The organism is Pseudomonas sp. LABIM340 (genome assembly GCF_040017195.2).
In the GTDB taxonomy this organism is placed as follows: domain Bacteria; phylum Pseudomonadota; class Gammaproteobacteria; order Pseudomonadales; family Pseudomonadaceae; genus Pseudomonas.
Genome location: NZ_CM200227.1, coordinates 5,132,413 through 5,149,065 on the forward strand (window position 1 = coordinate 5,132,413; position 16,653 = coordinate 5,149,065).

The following is a 16,653-nucleotide window of genomic DNA, read 5'->3' on the forward strand; positions in this document are numbered from 1 at the left end:
CCCGGCGGCAGCTTTCAAGTACCTTCCTTGCCACTGCTCCGGCGGAAATCGCCATTCATCTTCGAAGGCCTTCGAGCGGCCTAGGAAAAATCCCAGCCCTGCGGCCTTCAGCAGGAAAAATGCCGACGAACGGCGCCCCAGCTAGCAGAGAAGCTTCGAGCTGTCGAGATATGGCGCACAACGGCCTTTGCGTATACTGCCCTGATGCTTGCCCTGACTGTGTCCCGTGTGCGCTGCACCGCCTGGATCTTGGCGACCTGTATCTTTCTGCTGCTTTCCGGCTGTAGCGAGGCGAAAGCCCCGACGGTCCTCGAGCGCGTGCAGAAGGACGGCGTGCTGCGCGTGATCACCCGCAACAGTCCGGCCACCTACTTCCAGGACCGCAACGGCGATACCGGCTTCGAGTACGAGCTGGCCAAGCGCTTCGCCGACAGCCTGGGTGTGCAGCTGCAGATCGAAACCGCCGACAACATCGACGACCTCTATGACCGCATCGGCCGCGACGGCGGACCGAACCTGGCGGCCGCCGGCCTGACGCCGGGCGGCGAACGCGATACCCAGGTGCGCTACTCGCACTCCTACCTCGACGTCACCCCGCAGGTCGTCTACCGCAACGGCGCGCAGCGCCCTACACGCCCCGACGACCTGGTGGGCAAGCGGATCGTCGTACTCAAAGGCAGCAGCCATGCTTCACAGCTGGCCGAACTGAAGAAGCAGTACCCCAAGCTGGAATACCGCGAATCCGACGCCGACGAGATGGTCGACCTGCTGCGCATGGTGGACGTCGGCGAGATCGACCTGACGTTGGTGGATTCCAACGAACTGGCGATGAACCAGGTGTACTTCCCCAACGTGCGCGTCGCCTTCGACCTCGGCGATGCCAAGGGCCTGGCCTGGGCGCTGCCGGCCGGCGATGACAACAGCCTGATCGAGAAGGTCAACGCCTTCCTCGACAAGGCCAAGCAGGACGGCCTGCTGCAACGTCTGAAGGACCGTTACTACGGCCACGTGGACGTCCTGGGTTATGTCGGTGCCTACACCTTCGCCCAGCACCTGCAGCAGCGCCTGCCCAAGTACGAACCGCACTTCCGCCAGAGCGGCACCAAGCTCGAGGCCGACTGGCGCCTGCTGGCCGCCATCGGCTACCAGGAATCCATGTGGCAGCCCGACGCGACCTCCAAGACCGGCGTGCGCGGCCTGATGATGCTGACCAACCGCACCGCCCAGGCCATGGGCGTGGCCAACCGCCTGGACCCCAAGCAGAGCATCCAGGGCGGCAGCAAGTACTACGTACAGATCAAGGACGAGCTGCCCGACAGCATCAAGGACCCGGACCGCATGTGGTTCGCCCTGGCCGCCTACAACATCGGCGGCGCTCACCTGGACGACGCCCGCAAGATGGCCGAGCAGGAAGGCCTGAACCCGAACAAGTGGCTCGACGTAAAGAAGATGCTGCCGCGCCTGGCGCAGAAGCAGTACTACCGCAAGACGCGCTACGGCTACGCGCGCGGCGGCGAGACCGTGCACTTCGTGCAGAACGTGCGCCGTTACTACGACATCCTCACCTGGGTGACCCAGCCGCAGATGGAAGGCGGCCAGCTCGCCGAAAGCGGCCTGCACCTGCCGGGCGTGAACAAGACCAAGCCCAACGACGATGACGATGGGCGGGATCAGAAGCTCTGAGGCAGCCCTTCAGAGCACCTCCTGCGTAGCCCTTTCCCCGAACTCCCCCGCCCTTACGCCCCCCAGCCGCGTCTGCGCAAAGCACGTGCCTCACTGCGACGTGGGTTTGTTGGTGATGGATTTCGCGGACAAGGTCCGCTCCTACGGGAAGTGACGTGCCGTGCGGTTCGCGAGCAAGAACTAGGCGTCCCCCCTCGATCCTACGAAGAGCCAACGCCCCGCCCGCCCCTGGCTTTGGCTCTTGATGACTTCCAGGGAAGTATCCGCGCATGCCGAATGGCCCCTTTCAGGAGGCCTCGTTGAATTGGAATTTCAGGGGTTGAGCGACATGGATGTCGCGAGAGCCGCGATGGGCCAGGGATGGCCCTTCGCGGCGTGCCCCTGAAATTTCGATTCAACGAGGGTATTTTTCGCCTAGGCGAAAACCGGATGGGGGGCAAGACCTTTTGGTTCCTTTTGGGGCGCTTGCCAAAAGGGACTCGCCGAGAGGCGAAACCAGATACATCCGCGCACTCCCAAGCGACGCAGTACACCTAAACAAGGTTTACCGCATCGCCAAGGAAGAAGTGCTCAGCCCTTGCGCCGCGCCTTGAAGAACGCCGACAACATCGCACTGCACTCCTCCCCCAACACCCCACCTTCCACCAGCACCCGGTGGTTGAGGAAGTCCTGTTCGAAGAAGTTGCCACGGCTGACCACCACGCCGGACTTCGGCTCGGTGGCGCCGAACACCACGCGCTGGATGCGCGAGTGCACCAGCAGGCCGGCGCACATGCTGCAGGGTTCGAGGGTCACGTAGAGGGTACTGCCGGGCAGGCGGTAGTTCTGCGCGGCGGAGGCGGCTTCGCGGATGGCGACCATCTCGGCGTGGGCGCTGGGATCATGGGAGGTGATCGGCTGGTTGAAGCCACGCCCGATGACCTGCCCATCCAGCACCAGCACGGCTCCCACCGGTACTTCGCCCAGGGCCGCGCCCTGCTCGGCCAGCACCATGGCTTCGCGCATGAAGGGGATGTCCCGGCTGCGGTCGATGACCGGCGCCAGCCCCTTCACCGTCGGGTGCCCCTTGCTGTTGGTCAGCCGCACCATGCCTCGCCCACCGCGATGGTTCCCATCAGCCCGGTCTCCATGTGATCGATCACGTGGCAGTGGAACATCCACAGGCCGGGGTTATCCGCCACCAGCGCCACGCGTGCCGTCTCATTCTTGCCCAGCAGGTAGGTATCGGTGAAATACGGGATGATCTCCCGACGATCGGAATCCAGCACCTTGAACGCCATGCCGTGCAGGTGGATCGGGTGCTGGTACTGGGTCATGTTGCGCAGCACGAAGATATAGCTGTTGCCTTCCTTGAGCTTCGCCAGCGGCGGCGAGTTGTGCTTGTGCTCCTCGCCACCCTGCCAGGCCACGCCGTTGATCTGCCACAGCGAAGGCGCCGACTGGCCCTTGGAGTAGTCGGACATGGCACCGACCCACTCGAACTTGAAGTTGATGGTCTCCGCGTTCTTCAAGTCCGGTTCGGCCACCGGGTTGCGCGGCAGCGGTGCCGGCCACTTGGCAGTCGGCGCCTTGGGATTCGCGACACCACGGATGGTCGCCAGGCGCACCGGGCCGTTGCGCAGCGACAGTTCGGTGCCTTCCGCCGGACCACGGATACCCAGCTCCAGACGCATGCCTGGGCCGATCCAGTACTGGTCGTTGGGCCCCTTGCCGAAGTCGCGCGGCTCCACCGGATGGCCGTCGATGGCGTAGATCTTCGCCTCGGCGTCCGGCAGGTTGAGACGGTAGGTCACGGTATTGTCGACGTTCAGGATACGCACCCGGACGATCTCGCCGGCCGGCAACTCGATCACCGGCGTGCGCTCGCCGTTGATGGTCGACAGACGCCCGCGGGTGCCTTCGCGCGCGGCCTCGCGAGGGACGCTGAAGGCAGTGAAGTTGCCTTCCTCGTCCACGTGCCAGGTCTTCAGGTTGAGGATCTTCTCGCTGGTGAACTCGCTCGGCTCGCGCTCGTCGATGATCAGCGGCCCGACCAGGCCACGGCCCAACTGCTCGCTGCTCATCAGGTGCGGGTGATACCAGTAGCTGCCGGCGTCCGGCGTCTTGAACTGGTAGACGAAGCTCTCGCCAGGCTGCACCGGCGGCTGCGAGATGTAGGGCACGCCGTCCATTTCGATGGGCAGGCGGATGCCGTGCCAGTGGATGGTGGTCGGCTCGTCCAGCTTGTTGGTGAAGCGCACGCGCAGCCAGTCACCCTGGCGCGCGCGGATCTCCACGCCGGGAGCCTGGCCGCCATAGCCAAGGCCGGGGGTCTTGTGGCCGGGCACCAGCTCCAGGTCGAGCGGGGCGGCGATCAGTTCGTAATCGTGCTCGGCGGCAACTTCCGGGCGCGCCAGCCAGATGCGCGCGCCGCCAGCGCCCAGGCCGAGCACGGCCAGGCCGGCGATGCCGCCGAGTACTTGTCTACGGGTAAACGACATGGGTCCAGACTCCTCAAACAAGGGACTTGCGACCCCATCGGCTTTCACGGAGGTTGGCGCGTTTCGCGCCTGGCGCCAGGCTCTTGCGGCCGGCTGCACGGAGAAACAGCAGAAGGAACTGTGCATGAAGAGGCAAACGCCTCTCATGCGCCAGGTCAAGGGCGGGCATTCCCGCCCTCGCCTGCCGAAGAAAGCGGCGAGATTGCCGCCTTCTTCGTTAAGGAAACGTTAAACGTCTCCGATCATTCCCACTCGATGGTGGCTGGCGGCTTGCTCGACACGTCGTAGGTGACGCGGGAGATGCCTTCGATCTCGTTGATGATGCGGTTCGAGACCTTCTCCAGCAGCTCGTACGGCAGGTGCGCCCAGCGAGCGGTCATGAAGTCGATGGTTTCCACCGCGCGCAGGGCCACGACCCAGGCGTAGCGACGGCCATCACCGACCACGCCGACGGATTTCACCGGCTGGAACACCACGAAGGCCTGGCTGGTCTTGTGGTACCAGTCGAAGTTGCGCAGCTCTTCGATGAAGATGTGGTCCGCGCGGCGCAGCAGGTCAGCGTATTCCTTCTTCACTTCGCCAAGGATGCGCACGCCCAGGCCCGGGCCCGGGAACGGGTGGCGGTAGACCATGTCGTAGGGCAGGCCCAGCTCCAGACCGATCTTGCGGACTTCGTCCTTGAACAGCTCGCGCAGCGGCTCGACCAGCTCGAACTGCATGTCTTCGGGCAGGCCGCCGACGTTGTGGTGCGACTTGATCACGTGGGCCTTGCCGGTCTTGGCGCCGGCCGACTCGATCACGTCGGGGTAGATGGTGCCCTGGGCGAGGAATTTCACGTCCTGCAGCTTGGTGGCTTCCTCATCGAAGACTTCGATGAAGCTGCCGCCAATGATCTTGCGCTTCTGCTCCGGGTCGCTGACACCGGCCAGACGGCCGAGGAACTTCTCTTCGGCGTTGGCGCGGATCACCTTGACGCCCATGTTCTCGGCGAACATGGCCATCACCTGGTCACCTTCGTGCAGGCGCAGCAGGCCGTTGTCGACGAAGACGCAGGTCAGCTGGTCGCCGATGGCCTTGTGCAGCAGGGCCGCGACCACCGAGGAGTCGACACCGCCGGACAGGCCCAGCAGCACCTTGGAGTTGCCGACCTGGGCGCGCACGGTGGCGATGGCATCGTTGACGATGTTCGACGGAGTCCACAGGGCTTCGCAGCCGCAGATGTCCAGCACGAAGCGGGAGAGGATGCGACCGCCCTGCTTGGTGTGGGTCACTTCCGGGTGGAACTGCACGCCGTAGTAGCCGCGAGTATCGTCGGCCATGGCGGCGATCGGGCAGCTCGGGGTGCTGGCGAGGATGTGGAAGCCGGTCGGGATCTCGGTGACCTTGTCGCCGTGGCTCATCCACACGTCGAGGCCGAACACGCCGTCTTCGCTGACGCAGTCTTCGATGCCGTCCAGCAGGCGGGCCTTGGCGACCACGTCGACGCGGGCATAACCGAACTCGCGCAGGTCAGAGCCCAGTACCTTGCCGCCCATCTGCTCGGCCATGGTCTGCATGCCGTAGCAGATGCCGAACAGCGGCACCTTCAGGTCGAACACGGCCTGCGGCGCGCGTGGGCTGTTGGCTTCGTGCACCGATTCCGGGCCGCCGGCCAGGATGACGCCGCGCGGGGCGAAGGCACGAACTTCGTCGTCGCTCATGTCGAACGGATGGATTTCGCAGTACACGCCGATCTCGCGGACGCGGCGAGCGATCAGCTGGGTGTACTGGGAGCCGAAGTCGAGGATCAGGATCCGGTGAGCGTGAATGTCTTGGGCCATGGCCATCTCTCGTAGCGAAATTCTTAAACGACACGGGGCTGTATCAACCAGCCCCGTGTCCGACTCATTTACCGAAGAACCCTCAACCTACGCGGTAGTTCGGGGCTTCCTTGGTGATCTGCACATCGTGGACGTGGGACTCGGCCATGCCGGCGCCGGTGATGCGCACGAACTGCGGCTTGGTGCGCATGTCCTGGATATCACCGCTGCCGGTGTAACCCATGGCGGCGCGCAGGCCACCCATCAGCTGGTGGACGATGGCGGTCAGTTGGCCTTTATAGGGCACGCGGCCTTCGATGCCTTCGGGCACCAGCTTCTCGGCGCCAGCGGAGGCGTCCTGGAAGTAGCGGTCGGAGGAACCGGTGGAGCCAGCCATGGCGCCCAGCGAGCCCATGCCACGGTAGGACTTGTAGGAACGGCCCTGGAACAGTTCGATCTCGCCCGGAGCTTCTTCGGTACCGGCGAACATCGAACCCATCATCACGCAGTAGGCGCCAGCCACCATGGCCTTGGCCAGGTCGCCGGAGAAGCGGATGCCGCCGTCGGCGATCAGCGGAACGCCGGTGCCTTCCAGGGCAGCGGCGACGTTGGCGATGGCGGAGATCTGCGGTACACCGACGCCAGCGACGATACGGGTGGTGCAGATGGAGCCCGGGCCGATGCCGACTTTCACAGCGTCGGCGCCAGCGTCAGCCAGTGCCTTGGCGGCTTCGCCGGTGGCGATGTTGCCGCCGATGACCTGTACCTGCGGGAAGGTTTCCTTCACCCAGCGCACGCGGTCGATCACGCCTTTGGAGTGGCCGTGGGCGGTGTCGACGACAACGACGTCAACGCCGGCGGCGACCAGGGCGGAAACACGCTCGCCGGTGTCGGCACCGGTGCCGACAGCCGCGCCGACGCGCAGACGGCCTTCGTCGTCCTTGGAAGCCAGCGGGTAGGTCTTGGCCTTCTCGATGTCGCGGAAGGTCACCAGACCGGTCAGGCGGAACTTCTCGTCGACCACCAGCATCTTCTCGATGCGGTTCTCGTAGAGCGCGGCCTTGATCTCTTCCAGGGCAGTGCCTTCGCGGGCGGTGACCAGCTTGTCCTTCGGGGTCATGATCGCGGAAACGCTGTCGCCGACGTTCGGCTTCACGCGCAGGTCGCGACCGGTGACGATACCGACCAGTTCACCCTCTTCCACCACCGGAAAGCCGGAGAAGCCGTATTCGCGGGCGATCTGCAGCAGCTCGATGATCTTGGTCGAAGGGGTCACGGTGACCGGATCACGAACGATGGCGGTCTCGTGCTTCTTGACCTTGCGGACCTCGGCGGCCTGCTGCTCGATGCTCATGTTCTTGTGGATGATGCCGATGCCGCCTTCCTGCGCCATGGCGATGGCGAGGCGGGCTTCGGTCACGGTATCCATCGCGGCGGACACCAGCGGGATGTTCAGTTCGATGCCACGGGTCAGGCGAGTCTTGAGACTCACGTCCTTGGGCAGGACTTCCGAATAACCTGGAATCAGGAGGACGTCGTCGAAAGTGAGGGCTTCTTGGCTGATGCGCAGCATGGCGGGGGCTCCCGATCGGGAAAAATGGAAGCGCGGCATTATATCTCAGTCAGGGGGTCGGGCTCAACGCAACCAGACGATCTGAATGAAGCCTTTATGAACCTCGTGCGCTGGCCCCTGCCCGCAGGCCCGCTTATCATCCTTCGCCATGCAGAAAGATCCCTTCCAACGGCTGGGCCTCGACCGCGAGGTTCTGACCGTCAGCCAGCTCAACCAGCGCGCCCGCCACCTGCTGGAGGACGTGTTCCCGCAGGTCTGGGTCGAGGGCGAAATCTCCAACCTCGCCCGCCCGGCGTCCGGCCATATGTATTTCACCCTGAAGGACAGCAACGCCCAGGTGCGCTGCGCGCTGTTCCGGCAGAACGCCCTGCGCGTGCGCCAGGCCCTGCGCGACGGCCTCGCCGTGCGGGTGCGCGGCAAGGTTTCGCTGTTCGAGGGACGTGGCGACTACCAGCTGATCGCCGATACCGTCGAGCCGGCCGGTGATGGTGCGCTGCGCCTGGCCTTCGAGGCCCTGAAGGAAAAGCTCGCCGCCGAGGGGCTGTTCGCCACCGAGCGCAAGCAGGTATTGCCCGCCCATCCCCGGCGCATCGGCATCGTCAGCTCGCCTACCGGCGCGGTGATCCGCGACATCATCAGTGTGTTCCGCCGCCGCGCGCCGCAGGTCGAGTTGACCCTGATCCCCACCGCCGTGCAGGGCCGCGAGGCCATCGGGCAGATCGTCCGTGCGCTGAAGCTGGCCGACGCCCAAGGCTTCGACGCGCTGATCCTGGCCCGTGGCGGTGGCTCGCTGGAAGACCTCTGGTGCTTCAACGAGGAACCGGTGGCCCGCGCCATCGCCGCCTGCGTGACGCCCATCGTCAGCGCGGTGGGGCATGAGACCGACGTGTCCATCAGCGATTTCGTCGCCGACGTGCGCGCGCCCACGCCCTCGGCCGCCGCCGAGCTGCTGGCGCCCCACAGCGGTGACCTGCAGCAGCGCCTGGACAGCCTGCGCCGCCGGCTGATCCTGCGCATCCAGGACCGCCTGACCCGCGAGCGCCTGCGCCTGGAAGGCACCGCCCGGCGCCTGCGCCACCCCGGCGAGCGCCTTCGCCAGCAGTCCCAGCGCCTCGACGATCTGGACATGCGCATGCGTCGCGCCTTCGAGCGCCAGCTGCAGATTCGCCACGAGCGCGTAGCCCGACTGGACACGCGCCTCGCCGCACAACACCCCGGTCGCAACCTGGCCCTACTGCGCCAGCGCCTGGACAACCTCAGCGCCCGCCTGCCCCGCGCCACCAACGGCGTCCTGCGCGAACAGCGCCAACGCCTCGACAGCCTGATGCAGACGCTGCACATCGTCAGCCCGCTGGCGACCCTCGGCCGCGGCTACAGCATCCTGCTGGACGACAAGGGTCAGGCCATCCGCAGCGCCGCGCAGACGAAAAACGGCCAGCGCCTCAAGGCCAAGCTGGGCGACGGCGAACTGGAAGTGCGGGTGGAGGACAACCACCAGGCGCCCGTGACCCTTTCCCTGCTGGACTGACGGCCGATGACTGACCTGCTCGCGCCGATCCTGCCGCAACCCGATCCTGACTGGGCCGAAGCCTTCCGCGTGCCCATCGTCGAATGCGACCAGCCGCTGCAGGCCCTGAGCATCGCCACCGGCTTCGCGGTGTGGCCGGCGTATCACCGGCTCGGTGTGCCGAACGCGCAGCCCGAATGCTATGCGCGCACGGAAGTCTTCGAGCGCCTGCTGCATGCCGCGAGCCTGCTGCCTGACGGCATCCGCCTGGTGATCCTCGATGCCTGGCGGCCCTTCGCGGTGCAGCAGCACCTGTACGACACGCTCTACGACATCCTCCGCCAGCACGAGCCGGACGCCGATCCGCGTGAGCTGACCCGGCGCACCCGCGAATTCGTCGCGCCGCCCAGCACCCGTGCCGAGTCGCCCAGCCCGCACCTCACCGGCGGCGCCATCGACCTGACCCTGTGCGACAGCGAAGGCCGCTGGCTGGACATGGGCAGCCTGTTCGACGAGGCGACGCCGCGCTCCTACACCCGCCATTACGAGGAGATCGCCCAGCCCGACGGAGCCCAGCGGCGCGTGCGCGACAACCGCCGCATGCTGTTCAACGCCATGCTGTCGGCAGGCTTCAGCAACCTCTCCAGTGAGTGGTGGCACTACGACTACGGCGACCAGTTGTGGGCCGCGCACCTGGGCAAGCCTCACGCCATCTATGGTCCGGCGCAGGTGCTGTCGCTGGAGCAGCTGTGGCGCCAGCAGCTGGAAGGGCTGCGCCGCTAGCAGCTGCTTTCGTAGGATGGTGTGGAGCGCAGCGATACCCATCAATGGCGCAGCTGGGTTATCGATGGGTATCGCTGCGCTCCACCCATCCTACGTTCGTGCTCCTGGACTGGTCCGCAGCACAACTGGATTCCGCTTTCGACGAAATCGCCGCGCCCGCCGGAGCGGCCCGTGTAGACTGCCCGCTTCATCCGCCGACACGTCCACGGATAGCTCTATGCTTCGAATTTCCTGCCTGCTCGTCACCGCCCTGTTCACCCTGACCGCCCACGCCGAAGGCTTTATCAGCCGCACGCTGAACAAGCCGGTGCCCGGCGGTGTTGCCGTCGTCCAGCTGGGCCAGGACGCCGCCGTGCCGACCGCCACCTACCAGGGCAAGCAGGTGCTGGTGGTACGCGAGGAAGGCCGCGACTGGATCGCCATCGTCGGCATCCCGCTGACCACCAAGGCCGGCAGCCAGCAGATCGCCGTGAAGCAGGCAGGCGCTAGCCGCAACCTCGGCTTCAACGTGGGCAGCAAGCACTACAAGGAGCAGCGCATCACCCTGAAGAACACCCGCCAGGTGAACCCGCTGCCCGAAGACCTCAAGCGCATCAACCGCGAGCTGGCCGAGCAGACCGCCGCCTACCGCAGCTTCAGCCCCGGCACGCCGAGCAACCTGGTGCTGGACAAGCCGGTCAACGGCCCACTCTCCAGCCCCTTCGGCCTGCGCCGCTTCTTCAACGGCGAAGAGCGCAACCCGCACTCCGGGCTGGACTTCGCCGTGCCCGCCGGCACCCCGATCAAATCGCCGGCCGCCGGCAAGGTGATCCTGATCGGCAACTACTTCTTCAACGGCAACACCGTGTTCGTCGACCACGGCCAGGGCTTCATCAGCATGTTCTGCCACATGTCGAAGATCGACGTGAAAGTCGGCGACGCGGTCCCGCGCGGCGGCGTGGTCGGCCGGGTCGGCGCCACCGGCCGCGCCACCGGGCCGCACATGCACTGGAACGTCAGCCTGAACGACGCCCGCGTCGACCCGGCGATCTTCATCGGCGCGTTCAAGCCCTGATGCGCATTCGTTTCGATGGGCGCAGTGCGCTCTTCGCGCTGCTCTGGTTCGCCGTGCTGGTCTGGCTGGCCACGGCCGGGGCGCACCTCGGCTGGTTGCGCGGGTTCGGCGGCGACGTGCTGGCGGTGATCTGGCTGTACTGCCTGCTGCGCGCCGCGCTGGATGCGCCGGCGCATTGGCTGGCCGCTGCGGCATTGGGCTGCGGGCTGCTGATCGAATTCGGCCAGTACCTCGCTGCGACCTTCCACTGGCAGATCGGCAACCGAGCGCTGCGCATCGTGCTGGGCGCCACGCCAGATTGGCTGGATGTGCTGGCCTACTGCATCGGCTTCGTGCTGATCCTCGCGGCGCGGCAGACGCGCCTGGCCCTCAGGCCAGCGGGTAACTGAAGAACAGCGCCATTTCCCCGGGCAGTACCTGCGCCGGGTCGTAGAGATCGGTGGACAGCCCGCTGAGGGCGAAGCCGCGGGAGCGGTAGAAGCCCACCGCCGGCAGGTTGAGGTTCTGGGTTTCCAGCCACAGGTGGCGCGCTTCGGTGCCGCGCGCCCAGTCCACACAGCCTTCCAGCAACTGCCGGCCGACGCCCTGGCCGCGCGCATCGGCGAGGACGAACAGGTCGTCCAGCACCGCGCGGCGATTCCAGATTTCATAGCGGGCGATGGCGAAGCCCAGACGCTCGCCTTCCTCGTCGACGACCACGGCGGTCCAGTCGGCCGCCGTGACGTCGTCCTTCAGGTCGGCGAAGGGATAGCGCTTGGTCTGCGTCTCGGCCAGACGCTCCTCGCGCAGGATGAAACCATCGGCGGCGCTCTCGATCCGCAGGATCGAGTCGCTCGAGTAGCTGCCGTCGAAGCCCAGCAGCCACTCGCCGTCTTGCGCCCACACCAGCGGGCGCAGGAGCCGGTCGCTCATCAGTTCATCTGCATGCCGTGCATGTCGTGGCCCATGTCCGTACCTTTTGGCGCGTCCTTCTGCACCGCGACCTCGACCTTCACATCGCCGGCCTTCTGGAAGTGCAGGGTCAGCGGGAAGCGCTCGCCGTCGGCCAGCGGTTTCTTCAGGCCGAACAGCATCAGGTGGTACTGACCGGGCGCAAAGACGATCTTGCCGCCGGCGGGGATATCCACGCCCTCGACCTTCACCATCTTCATCATGCCGTCCTTCTCGATGTGCTGGTGCACCTCGGCGCTGTCGGCGCGGTCGGTGTCGGCGCCGAGCAGGCGGTCTGCCTCCTTGCCGTGGTTCTGCACGATGAAGTAGGCAGCGCCGTTCACCGAGTTGGCCGGCAGCAGCAGCGACCACGGGTGGTCGATGTGCAGGTTGCCGGCCTCGTATTCGTGGGCCATGGCGGCGCCGGAGAAGCCCAGCAGGACAGCGAAAGCAAGCAGGGTTTTACGCATGTTCGAGACTCCAGTTGGCTTGTGATCGGGTCCGCCGCAGCGGCGGGAATCCATCGGGCCGCGGGCGCAACGATCGCGCCGCAGCATAGCCTGCCTCGCGGCAGGCGTCAGGGTAAAACAGCGCACACATCAACCCAGGGCCGGGCTGCGCGGCTTGATCCGCGACAGCACCGCCCAGTCCAGCACCCACACCAGTAAAAGCGACGCGCCCACCAGCGGGAAGGCGACGCCGAGGATGACCATGATCGCCACCCCGCCCTTCCACACCGGTAGCGCATGGGGCATCGGTGGCACACCGAGGCGACCCTGCGGGCGGCGCTTCCACCAGATCCACAGGCCGCTGACCGCGCTGAGCAGGATCATCAGGCAGACGGCGAGCATGAGCAGCTGGTTGAACAGGCCGAACATCTTGCCTTCGTGCAGCATCACGCCGGATTCGACGCCCTTGGCCACCAGCCCGTAGTCCTTCCAGCGCACGTCGGCGAGTACCTTGCCGGTGTACTGGTCGATGTGCAGGGTGGCGTCGTTGCGCGAATCGTCAGCGAACACCGAGACGGTAAACACGCCCTGCTCGCCCTTGGGCAGGGCGATGGCGTAGCCCGGCGCCACACCGGCCTGGTCGGCGGTATCGACTACCTGCTGCAGGCTGATCTGCGGCATCGCCATGCCACCGGAGCCGTGGGCCATGTGCTCGGCGTGGGCGCCGCCGGACATCGGCATCGGGGTGTTTTCCATGGCCCAGGGGATAGTCTGGCGATGCGCGTCATTGAGCGTGCGCGCCTCCAGGTCCGACTTGGGCACCTCGTTCCACATGGGCGCCGGGAAGCGGTTCCACACGTCGGCGAAGGTCTTGCCCCAGAAGCCGGTCCAGGTCATCCCGGTGAGTAGCATGAACAGCATCAGCAGCGAACCCCAGAAGCCGACCACCACGTGCACCTCGCGCCACAGCGCACGACCGCGGCGGGACAGGTCCGGCCACAGCAGCACCCGCAGCGAGCGCTTGCGCGGCCACCACAGGTACAGGCCGGACACCACCAGCACGATGCCCCAGCCGGCAGCCAGCTCGATCAACCGGTCACCGACGGTGCCGATCATCAGTTCGCCGTGCAGCGCACGGGCCATCGCCTGCAGGTTGGACTTGCCATCCTGCAAGCCGAGCAGCTTGCCGCTGTAGGGGTCGACGAAGGCATTCACCTCGCGTCCATCCAGCTGCGCAACGAACTGCGCGCTGCGGTCGGCGGCCGGGGCAGGCAGGTACTGGCTGACCTGCAACTGCGGGTTCTGGTGATGCAGGTGCATCAGTTGCTCGTCGGCGGAAAGCCGCACCTCGCCGGGTTTCACCTGCAGCAGGTCGCTGTACATCAGCGGGTCGAGCTGCGGCTTGAACAGGTAGATGATCCCGGTGATCGACAGCAGGATCATGAACGGCGCGACGAACAGCCCGGCATAGAAGTGCCAGCGCCAGGCCAGGTTGTAGAAATCGAATGTCTTGTTCTGCATTCGTTGGTCTCCTCACGCAAGGAGGCCCCCGTCCGGCGGGGGCCGGTCGGGCTTAGAAGCTGAAGTCCACTTTGGTCCAGAACGTACGTCCCGGCTCGTGGATCGATTCGGGGTCGTTGGCCGGGTAGCCGAAGCCGGCGTTGCCCGCCAGGTTCAGGTGCTCGGCGTAGTCCTTGTCGAACAGGTTGTCGACGCCGGTGCTGACCTTGAGGTTCTTGCTCAGCTTGTATGCGCCATTGAGCGAGAACACCGCGAAGCCGGGGCTTTCGTCGAAGTCGTAACCGACCACATTGCCCTGGTTCTCGGCGATCCGGCCCTGGTGCGCAACCACGCGCCAGAGTCCGCCGGCGCTCCAGTCGCCTTCCACGTAGGTCAGGCCGAAACGCGCTTCCAGCGGCGGCATCTGCGGCAGCGCAGTGTCGTCGGTGGTGTTCTTGCCCCAGGCGTAGGCCAGGGTGCCGTCGGCGGTCCAGTTGCTGGTCAGCGCGTAGGCCGCGCCCAGTTCGCCGCCCATGATGCGGGCATCGACGTTCCGCGCCTGGGAGGTGCGGCCCATCATGCCGCCGGGCATGTAGTCGAACAGGATGTAGTCGCGGATCACCCCGACGTAACCCGACGCCCAGGCCTTGAGCTTCTCGTCCTCGTACTGCGCGCCGAAGTCCAGCTGGGTGGTCTTCTCCGGCTTGATGCTGTCGAAGGCGTTGACCGAGCCGGTCGGGCCCTTGTCCGGGGAGAACAGCTCCCAGTAGTCGGGGAAGCGCTGCACGTGGCCGAGGCCGACGTAGAGGGTGGTCGGCGTGTCGGCCAGGTCGTGCTCGTAGCGGGCGAAGCCGCTGGGCAGGGTGTCGGCGCGGGTGTCGTCGGCGGTGGGGTTGGGCATCGCCATCATCCCCGAGCCGCTGCTTTGCCGGTAATCCTTGACCGAGGCGCGGTCCAGGCGCGCACCGGTGATCACGCGGTCGCGATCGGCGGCGTACCAGGTCAGCTCACCAAAGGCGCCGTAGTTGTGGAACACGGCGTCCTTGTCCCAAGGCTGCTCGTCATAGGTGTTGATGCCCATGCCGCTGCGTTCGCGGTGTTCGTTGGTCTGTGCATCGACGCCGGTGATCAGCTTGAAATCGTCCCAGCGCCAGGTGGCGGCCAGGCGCCCGCCGAGGGTGCGGCGGTCGACGTTCGAGGCCATGGGGCCGGCCATCATGCCGGTGCCCGAGGGCGTGCGCAGGCTGTAGTTGTCCATCACGTGGTCGGCGTAGTTGTAGTAGAGCTGCGCCTCCAGCTTGTCGAGCACGCCACCGATGTTGGACTTCTCGAAGCGCAGGCCGAGGCTTTCGCGCTTGAACTGCGAGCCGTCCATGCCGCGCCCGGCGTAGCGCGCCTCGCCATCGCCCTTGCCGGCAGTGAGCTCGACCAGGGTGTCGGCGTCCGGCGTCCAGCCCACGGCCACGTCGCCGTTCCACTTGTTCCAGCGCGAGGGCACGGTGTTGCCGCTGCCATCCTCGTAGTCATCGGACTGCGACTTGTTGCCGGTGAAACGCAGGTAGCCCTCGGGGCCACCGGCGGCAGCGTCCAGCACGCGGTCGAAGCGGCCGTTGGAGCCGGCGGTGAGGCTGCCGTTGACGCGCATGCCCAACTCGCCGAAGCGCTCCGGTTCACGGTCGAAGCGGATGGTCCCGGCCGAGGCGCCGGGGCCCCAGATCACGGTTTCCGGTCCCTTGACCACGGTGAGCTTGTCGTAGGTTTCCGGCGAGATATAAGAGGTGGGCGCGTCCATCCGTGCCGGGCAGGCGCCGAGCATGGTGCTGCCGTTGGTGAGGATGTTCAGGCGCGAGCCGAACATGCCGCGCAACACCGGGTCACCATTGGTGCCGCCGTTACGGATGGCGGAGAAGCCGGGGATGGTCTTGAGGTAGTCGGCGCCGTCGCTGGCGGGGATCGGCTGGCGCGGCTGCTTGGGGTCGGTGACCACGGTCAGCGGCGAACTCTGCGCCACGGCGGTGATGACGCTGGGGGCCAGTTCGGTAACCGACGCATTGGTGGCGTGAGCCGAGTGATCTTCTTCCTCGGCCAGCACAGGGACGGCAGTGAAACCGCCAAGGGCGGTCAGCGCGCACAGGGCGCGCAGGCCGACGGCAGTTTGCCGACGGCGCAGGGACATGCGGGTCATTCCATGAATTCCATGATCAGTGATGACGCCCGCTCCACGCGTACTCGCACGGCGCGCAAGCGAATGCAGGCATCCGCGCCGGGGTCGGGGAGTCGGGATTGCGGGTCAGCCGATCAGGAACGGGGGAGCGCGGGAGCGGGCGCCGGGGAAGACCGGCGAGGCGGGAATGCGAGAAGCAACGAACAGGGCAACGGGCGCACCGACAGCGGGCAGGCCGTGGTCGAGCACGACCGGTGGCGGCGTCAGCGGCGGGCTGTGGATCAGCAGGCTGCAGTAGCCGCACTTCTCCATGAAGGCGTCGGCGGTAAGCGGCTGCTCGCCGTGGGAAACCGGAGCGGCATGATGGTCCGCAGCACGCTGGCTGTCGGAGCAGTGCATGTCCTCCATGCCGGCCATGTCGTGGGACATGGCCTTGCCATGCTCCATCGGCATGACGTGGTCCATCGGCATGGACATGGGCATGGCGTGATCCATCGGCATCGACTGGGAGACCAGCGGGCCGACATAGATCATCAGCATGGCGAACAACGCCAGCCAGGTACCTACGCCTTGTCGTGTACGACGGGTCACGAAATGTCCTTGCGGATGGAGAGTTCCCACCTGGGGCGGGTGCGCAATGATCGCACGGAGTTACAAAGCTTCGCTGCGGCACGAAGACGCAGAATCAGTTAAGCACAGCGATAAGATTCAGGATAAATTGCTGAAACGAC

The 16,653-nt window shown here is 66.1% G+C and carries 14 protein-coding genes; 5 read left to right on the top strand and 9 right to left on the bottom strand.

The features are described from left to right. Positions 1–204: 204 nt before the first annotated feature. On the top strand, positions 205–1,683 hold the full coding sequence (gene mltF, locus ABKS89_RS23640; RefSeq protein WP_348587277.1) for a membrane-bound lytic murein transglycosylase MltF: 1,479 nt from the start codon (positions 205–207) through the stop codon (positions 1,681–1,683). Between the two features lie 570 nt (positions 1,684–2,253). Here mltF and tadA read toward each other — a convergent pair. From tadA to guaB, 4 genes are all read right to left on the bottom strand, one after another. Further along, a complete protein-coding gene (tadA, locus tag ABKS89_RS23645) occupies positions 2,254–2,772 on the bottom strand; it encodes a tRNA adenosine(34) deaminase TadA (protein ID WP_518300963.1) in 519 nt (172 codons plus the stop codon). Further along, entirely contained in the window at positions 2,760–4,163 is a 1,404-nt protein-coding gene (locus ABKS89_RS23650) for a multicopper oxidase family protein (RefSeq protein WP_192224011.1), read from the bottom strand. The genes tadA and ABKS89_RS23650 overlap by 13 nt, the downstream gene beginning before the upstream one ends. Positions 4,164–4,405: 242 nt before the next feature. Then, positions 4,406–5,983 (bottom strand): glutamine-hydrolyzing GMP synthase, encoded by a 1,578-nt coding sequence (gene guaA / locus ABKS89_RS23655; protein ID WP_348587279.1) that lies wholly within the window; start codon positions 5,981–5,983, stop codon positions 4,406–4,408. A gap of 82 nt (positions 5,984–6,065) precedes the next feature. Continuing rightward, entirely contained in the window at positions 6,066–7,535 is a 1,470-nt protein-coding gene (gene guaB / locus ABKS89_RS23660; RefSeq protein WP_138215421.1) for an IMP dehydrogenase, read from the bottom strand. 148 nt (positions 7,536–7,683) lie between these two features. On the opposite strand from guaB, the gene xseA reads away from it, so the two are divergent. The 4 genes from xseA to ABKS89_RS23680 all read left to right on the top strand — a co-directional run bounded on the left by xseA (position 7,684) and on the right by ABKS89_RS23680 (position 11,268). Next, entirely contained in the window at positions 7,684–9,063 is a 1,380-nt protein-coding gene (gene xseA / locus ABKS89_RS23665) for an exodeoxyribonuclease VII large subunit (RefSeq protein WP_348587281.1), read from the top strand. A 6-nt stretch (positions 9,064–9,069) separates the two neighbouring features. After that, complete coding sequence (locus ABKS89_RS23670; RefSeq protein WP_348587282.1) at positions 9,070–9,825, top strand: M15 family metallopeptidase; 756 nt, start codon at positions 9,070–9,072, stop codon at positions 9,823–9,825. A 217-nt stretch (positions 9,826–10,042) separates the two neighbouring features. Continuing rightward, on the top strand, positions 10,043–10,879 hold the full coding sequence (locus ABKS89_RS23675; protein ID WP_348587283.1) for a M23 family metallopeptidase: 837 nt from the start codon (positions 10,043–10,045) through the stop codon (positions 10,877–10,879). Beyond that, entirely contained in the window at positions 10,879–11,268 is a 390-nt protein-coding gene (locus tag ABKS89_RS23680; RefSeq protein ID WP_138215425.1) for a ribosomal maturation YjgA family protein, read from the top strand. The genes ABKS89_RS23675 and ABKS89_RS23680 overlap by 1 nt, the downstream gene beginning before the upstream one ends. On the opposite strand, the gene ABKS89_RS23685 is transcribed toward ABKS89_RS23680, so the two are convergent. From ABKS89_RS23685 to ABKS89_RS23705, 5 genes are all read right to left on the bottom strand, one after another. After that, positions 11,249–11,791, bottom strand: a complete 543-nt coding sequence (locus ABKS89_RS23685; RefSeq protein ID WP_138215426.1) for a GNAT family N-acetyltransferase — start codon at positions 11,789–11,791, stop codon at positions 11,249–11,251. The genes ABKS89_RS23680 and ABKS89_RS23685 overlap by 20 nt on opposite strands. Beyond that, positions 11,791–12,279: a copper chaperone PCu(A)C gene (locus ABKS89_RS23690; protein ID WP_138215427.1), complete on the bottom strand. Its 489-nt coding sequence runs from the start codon at positions 12,277–12,279 to the stop codon at positions 11,791–11,793. Before ABKS89_RS23690 ends, ABKS89_RS23685 begins: the two co-directional genes overlap by 1 nt. A 129-nt stretch (positions 12,280–12,408) precedes the next feature. Continuing rightward, on the bottom strand, positions 12,409–13,779 hold the full coding sequence (locus tag ABKS89_RS23695) for a PepSY-associated TM helix domain-containing protein (RefSeq protein WP_348587284.1): 1,371 nt from the start codon (positions 13,777–13,779) through the stop codon (positions 12,409–12,411). A 52-nt stretch (positions 13,780–13,831) separates the two neighbouring features. Continuing rightward, positions 13,832–15,943: a TonB-dependent copper receptor gene (locus ABKS89_RS23700; protein WP_348587286.1), complete on the bottom strand. Its 2,112-nt coding sequence runs from the start codon at positions 15,941–15,943 to the stop codon at positions 13,832–13,834. A 105-nt stretch (positions 15,944–16,048) separates the two neighbouring features. Beyond that, positions 16,049–16,513: a DUF2946 domain-containing protein gene (locus ABKS89_RS23705; RefSeq protein WP_348587288.1), complete on the bottom strand. Its 465-nt coding sequence runs from the start codon at positions 16,511–16,513 to the stop codon at positions 16,049–16,051. Between the last annotated feature and the right edge of the window lie 140 nt (positions 16,514–16,653).

What these genes read in the sequence shown, in the direction of transcription:
- mltF (WP_348587277.1), top strand. Translation starts at nt 205, where the DNA reads ATGCTTGCCCTGACTGTGTCCCGTGTGCGCTGCACCGCCTGGATCTTG.
- tadA (WP_518300963.1), bottom strand. Translation starts at nt 2,772, where the DNA reads ATGGTGCGGCTGACCAACAGCAAGGGGCACCCGACGGTGAAGGGGCTG.
- ABKS89_RS23650 (WP_192224011.1), bottom strand. Translation starts at nt 4,163, where the DNA reads ATGTCGTTTACCCGTAGACAAGTACTCGGCGGCATCGCCGGCCTGGCC.
- guaA (WP_348587279.1), bottom strand. Translation starts at nt 5,983, where the DNA reads ATGGCCCAAGACATTCACGCTCACCGGATCCTGATCCTCGACTTCGGC.
- guaB (WP_138215421.1), bottom strand. Translation starts at nt 7,535, where the DNA reads ATGCTGCGCATCAGCCAAGAAGCCCTCACTTTCGACGACGTCCTCCTG.
- xseA (WP_348587281.1), top strand. Translation starts at nt 7,684, where the DNA reads ATGCAGAAAGATCCCTTCCAACGGCTGGGCCTCGACCGCGAGGTTCTG.
- ABKS89_RS23670 (WP_348587282.1), top strand. Translation starts at nt 9,070, where the DNA reads ATGACTGACCTGCTCGCGCCGATCCTGCCGCAACCCGATCCTGACTGG.
- ABKS89_RS23675 (WP_348587283.1), top strand. Translation starts at nt 10,043, where the DNA reads ATGCTTCGAATTTCCTGCCTGCTCGTCACCGCCCTGTTCACCCTGACC.
- ABKS89_RS23680 (WP_138215425.1), top strand. Translation starts at nt 10,879, where the DNA reads ATGCGCATTCGTTTCGATGGGCGCAGTGCGCTCTTCGCGCTGCTCTGG.
- ABKS89_RS23685 (WP_138215426.1), bottom strand. Translation starts at nt 11,791, where the DNA reads ATGAGCGACCGGCTCCTGCGCCCGCTGGTGTGGGCGCAAGACGGCGAG.
- ABKS89_RS23690 (WP_138215427.1), bottom strand. Translation starts at nt 12,279, where the DNA reads ATGCGTAAAACCCTGCTTGCTTTCGCTGTCCTGCTGGGCTTCTCCGGC.
- ABKS89_RS23695 (WP_348587284.1), bottom strand. Translation starts at nt 13,779, where the DNA reads ATGCAGAACAAGACATTCGATTTCTACAACCTGGCCTGGCGCTGGCAC.
- ABKS89_RS23700 (WP_348587286.1), bottom strand. Translation starts at nt 15,943, where the DNA reads ATGACCCGCATGTCCCTGCGCCGTCGGCAAACTGCCGTCGGCCTGCGC.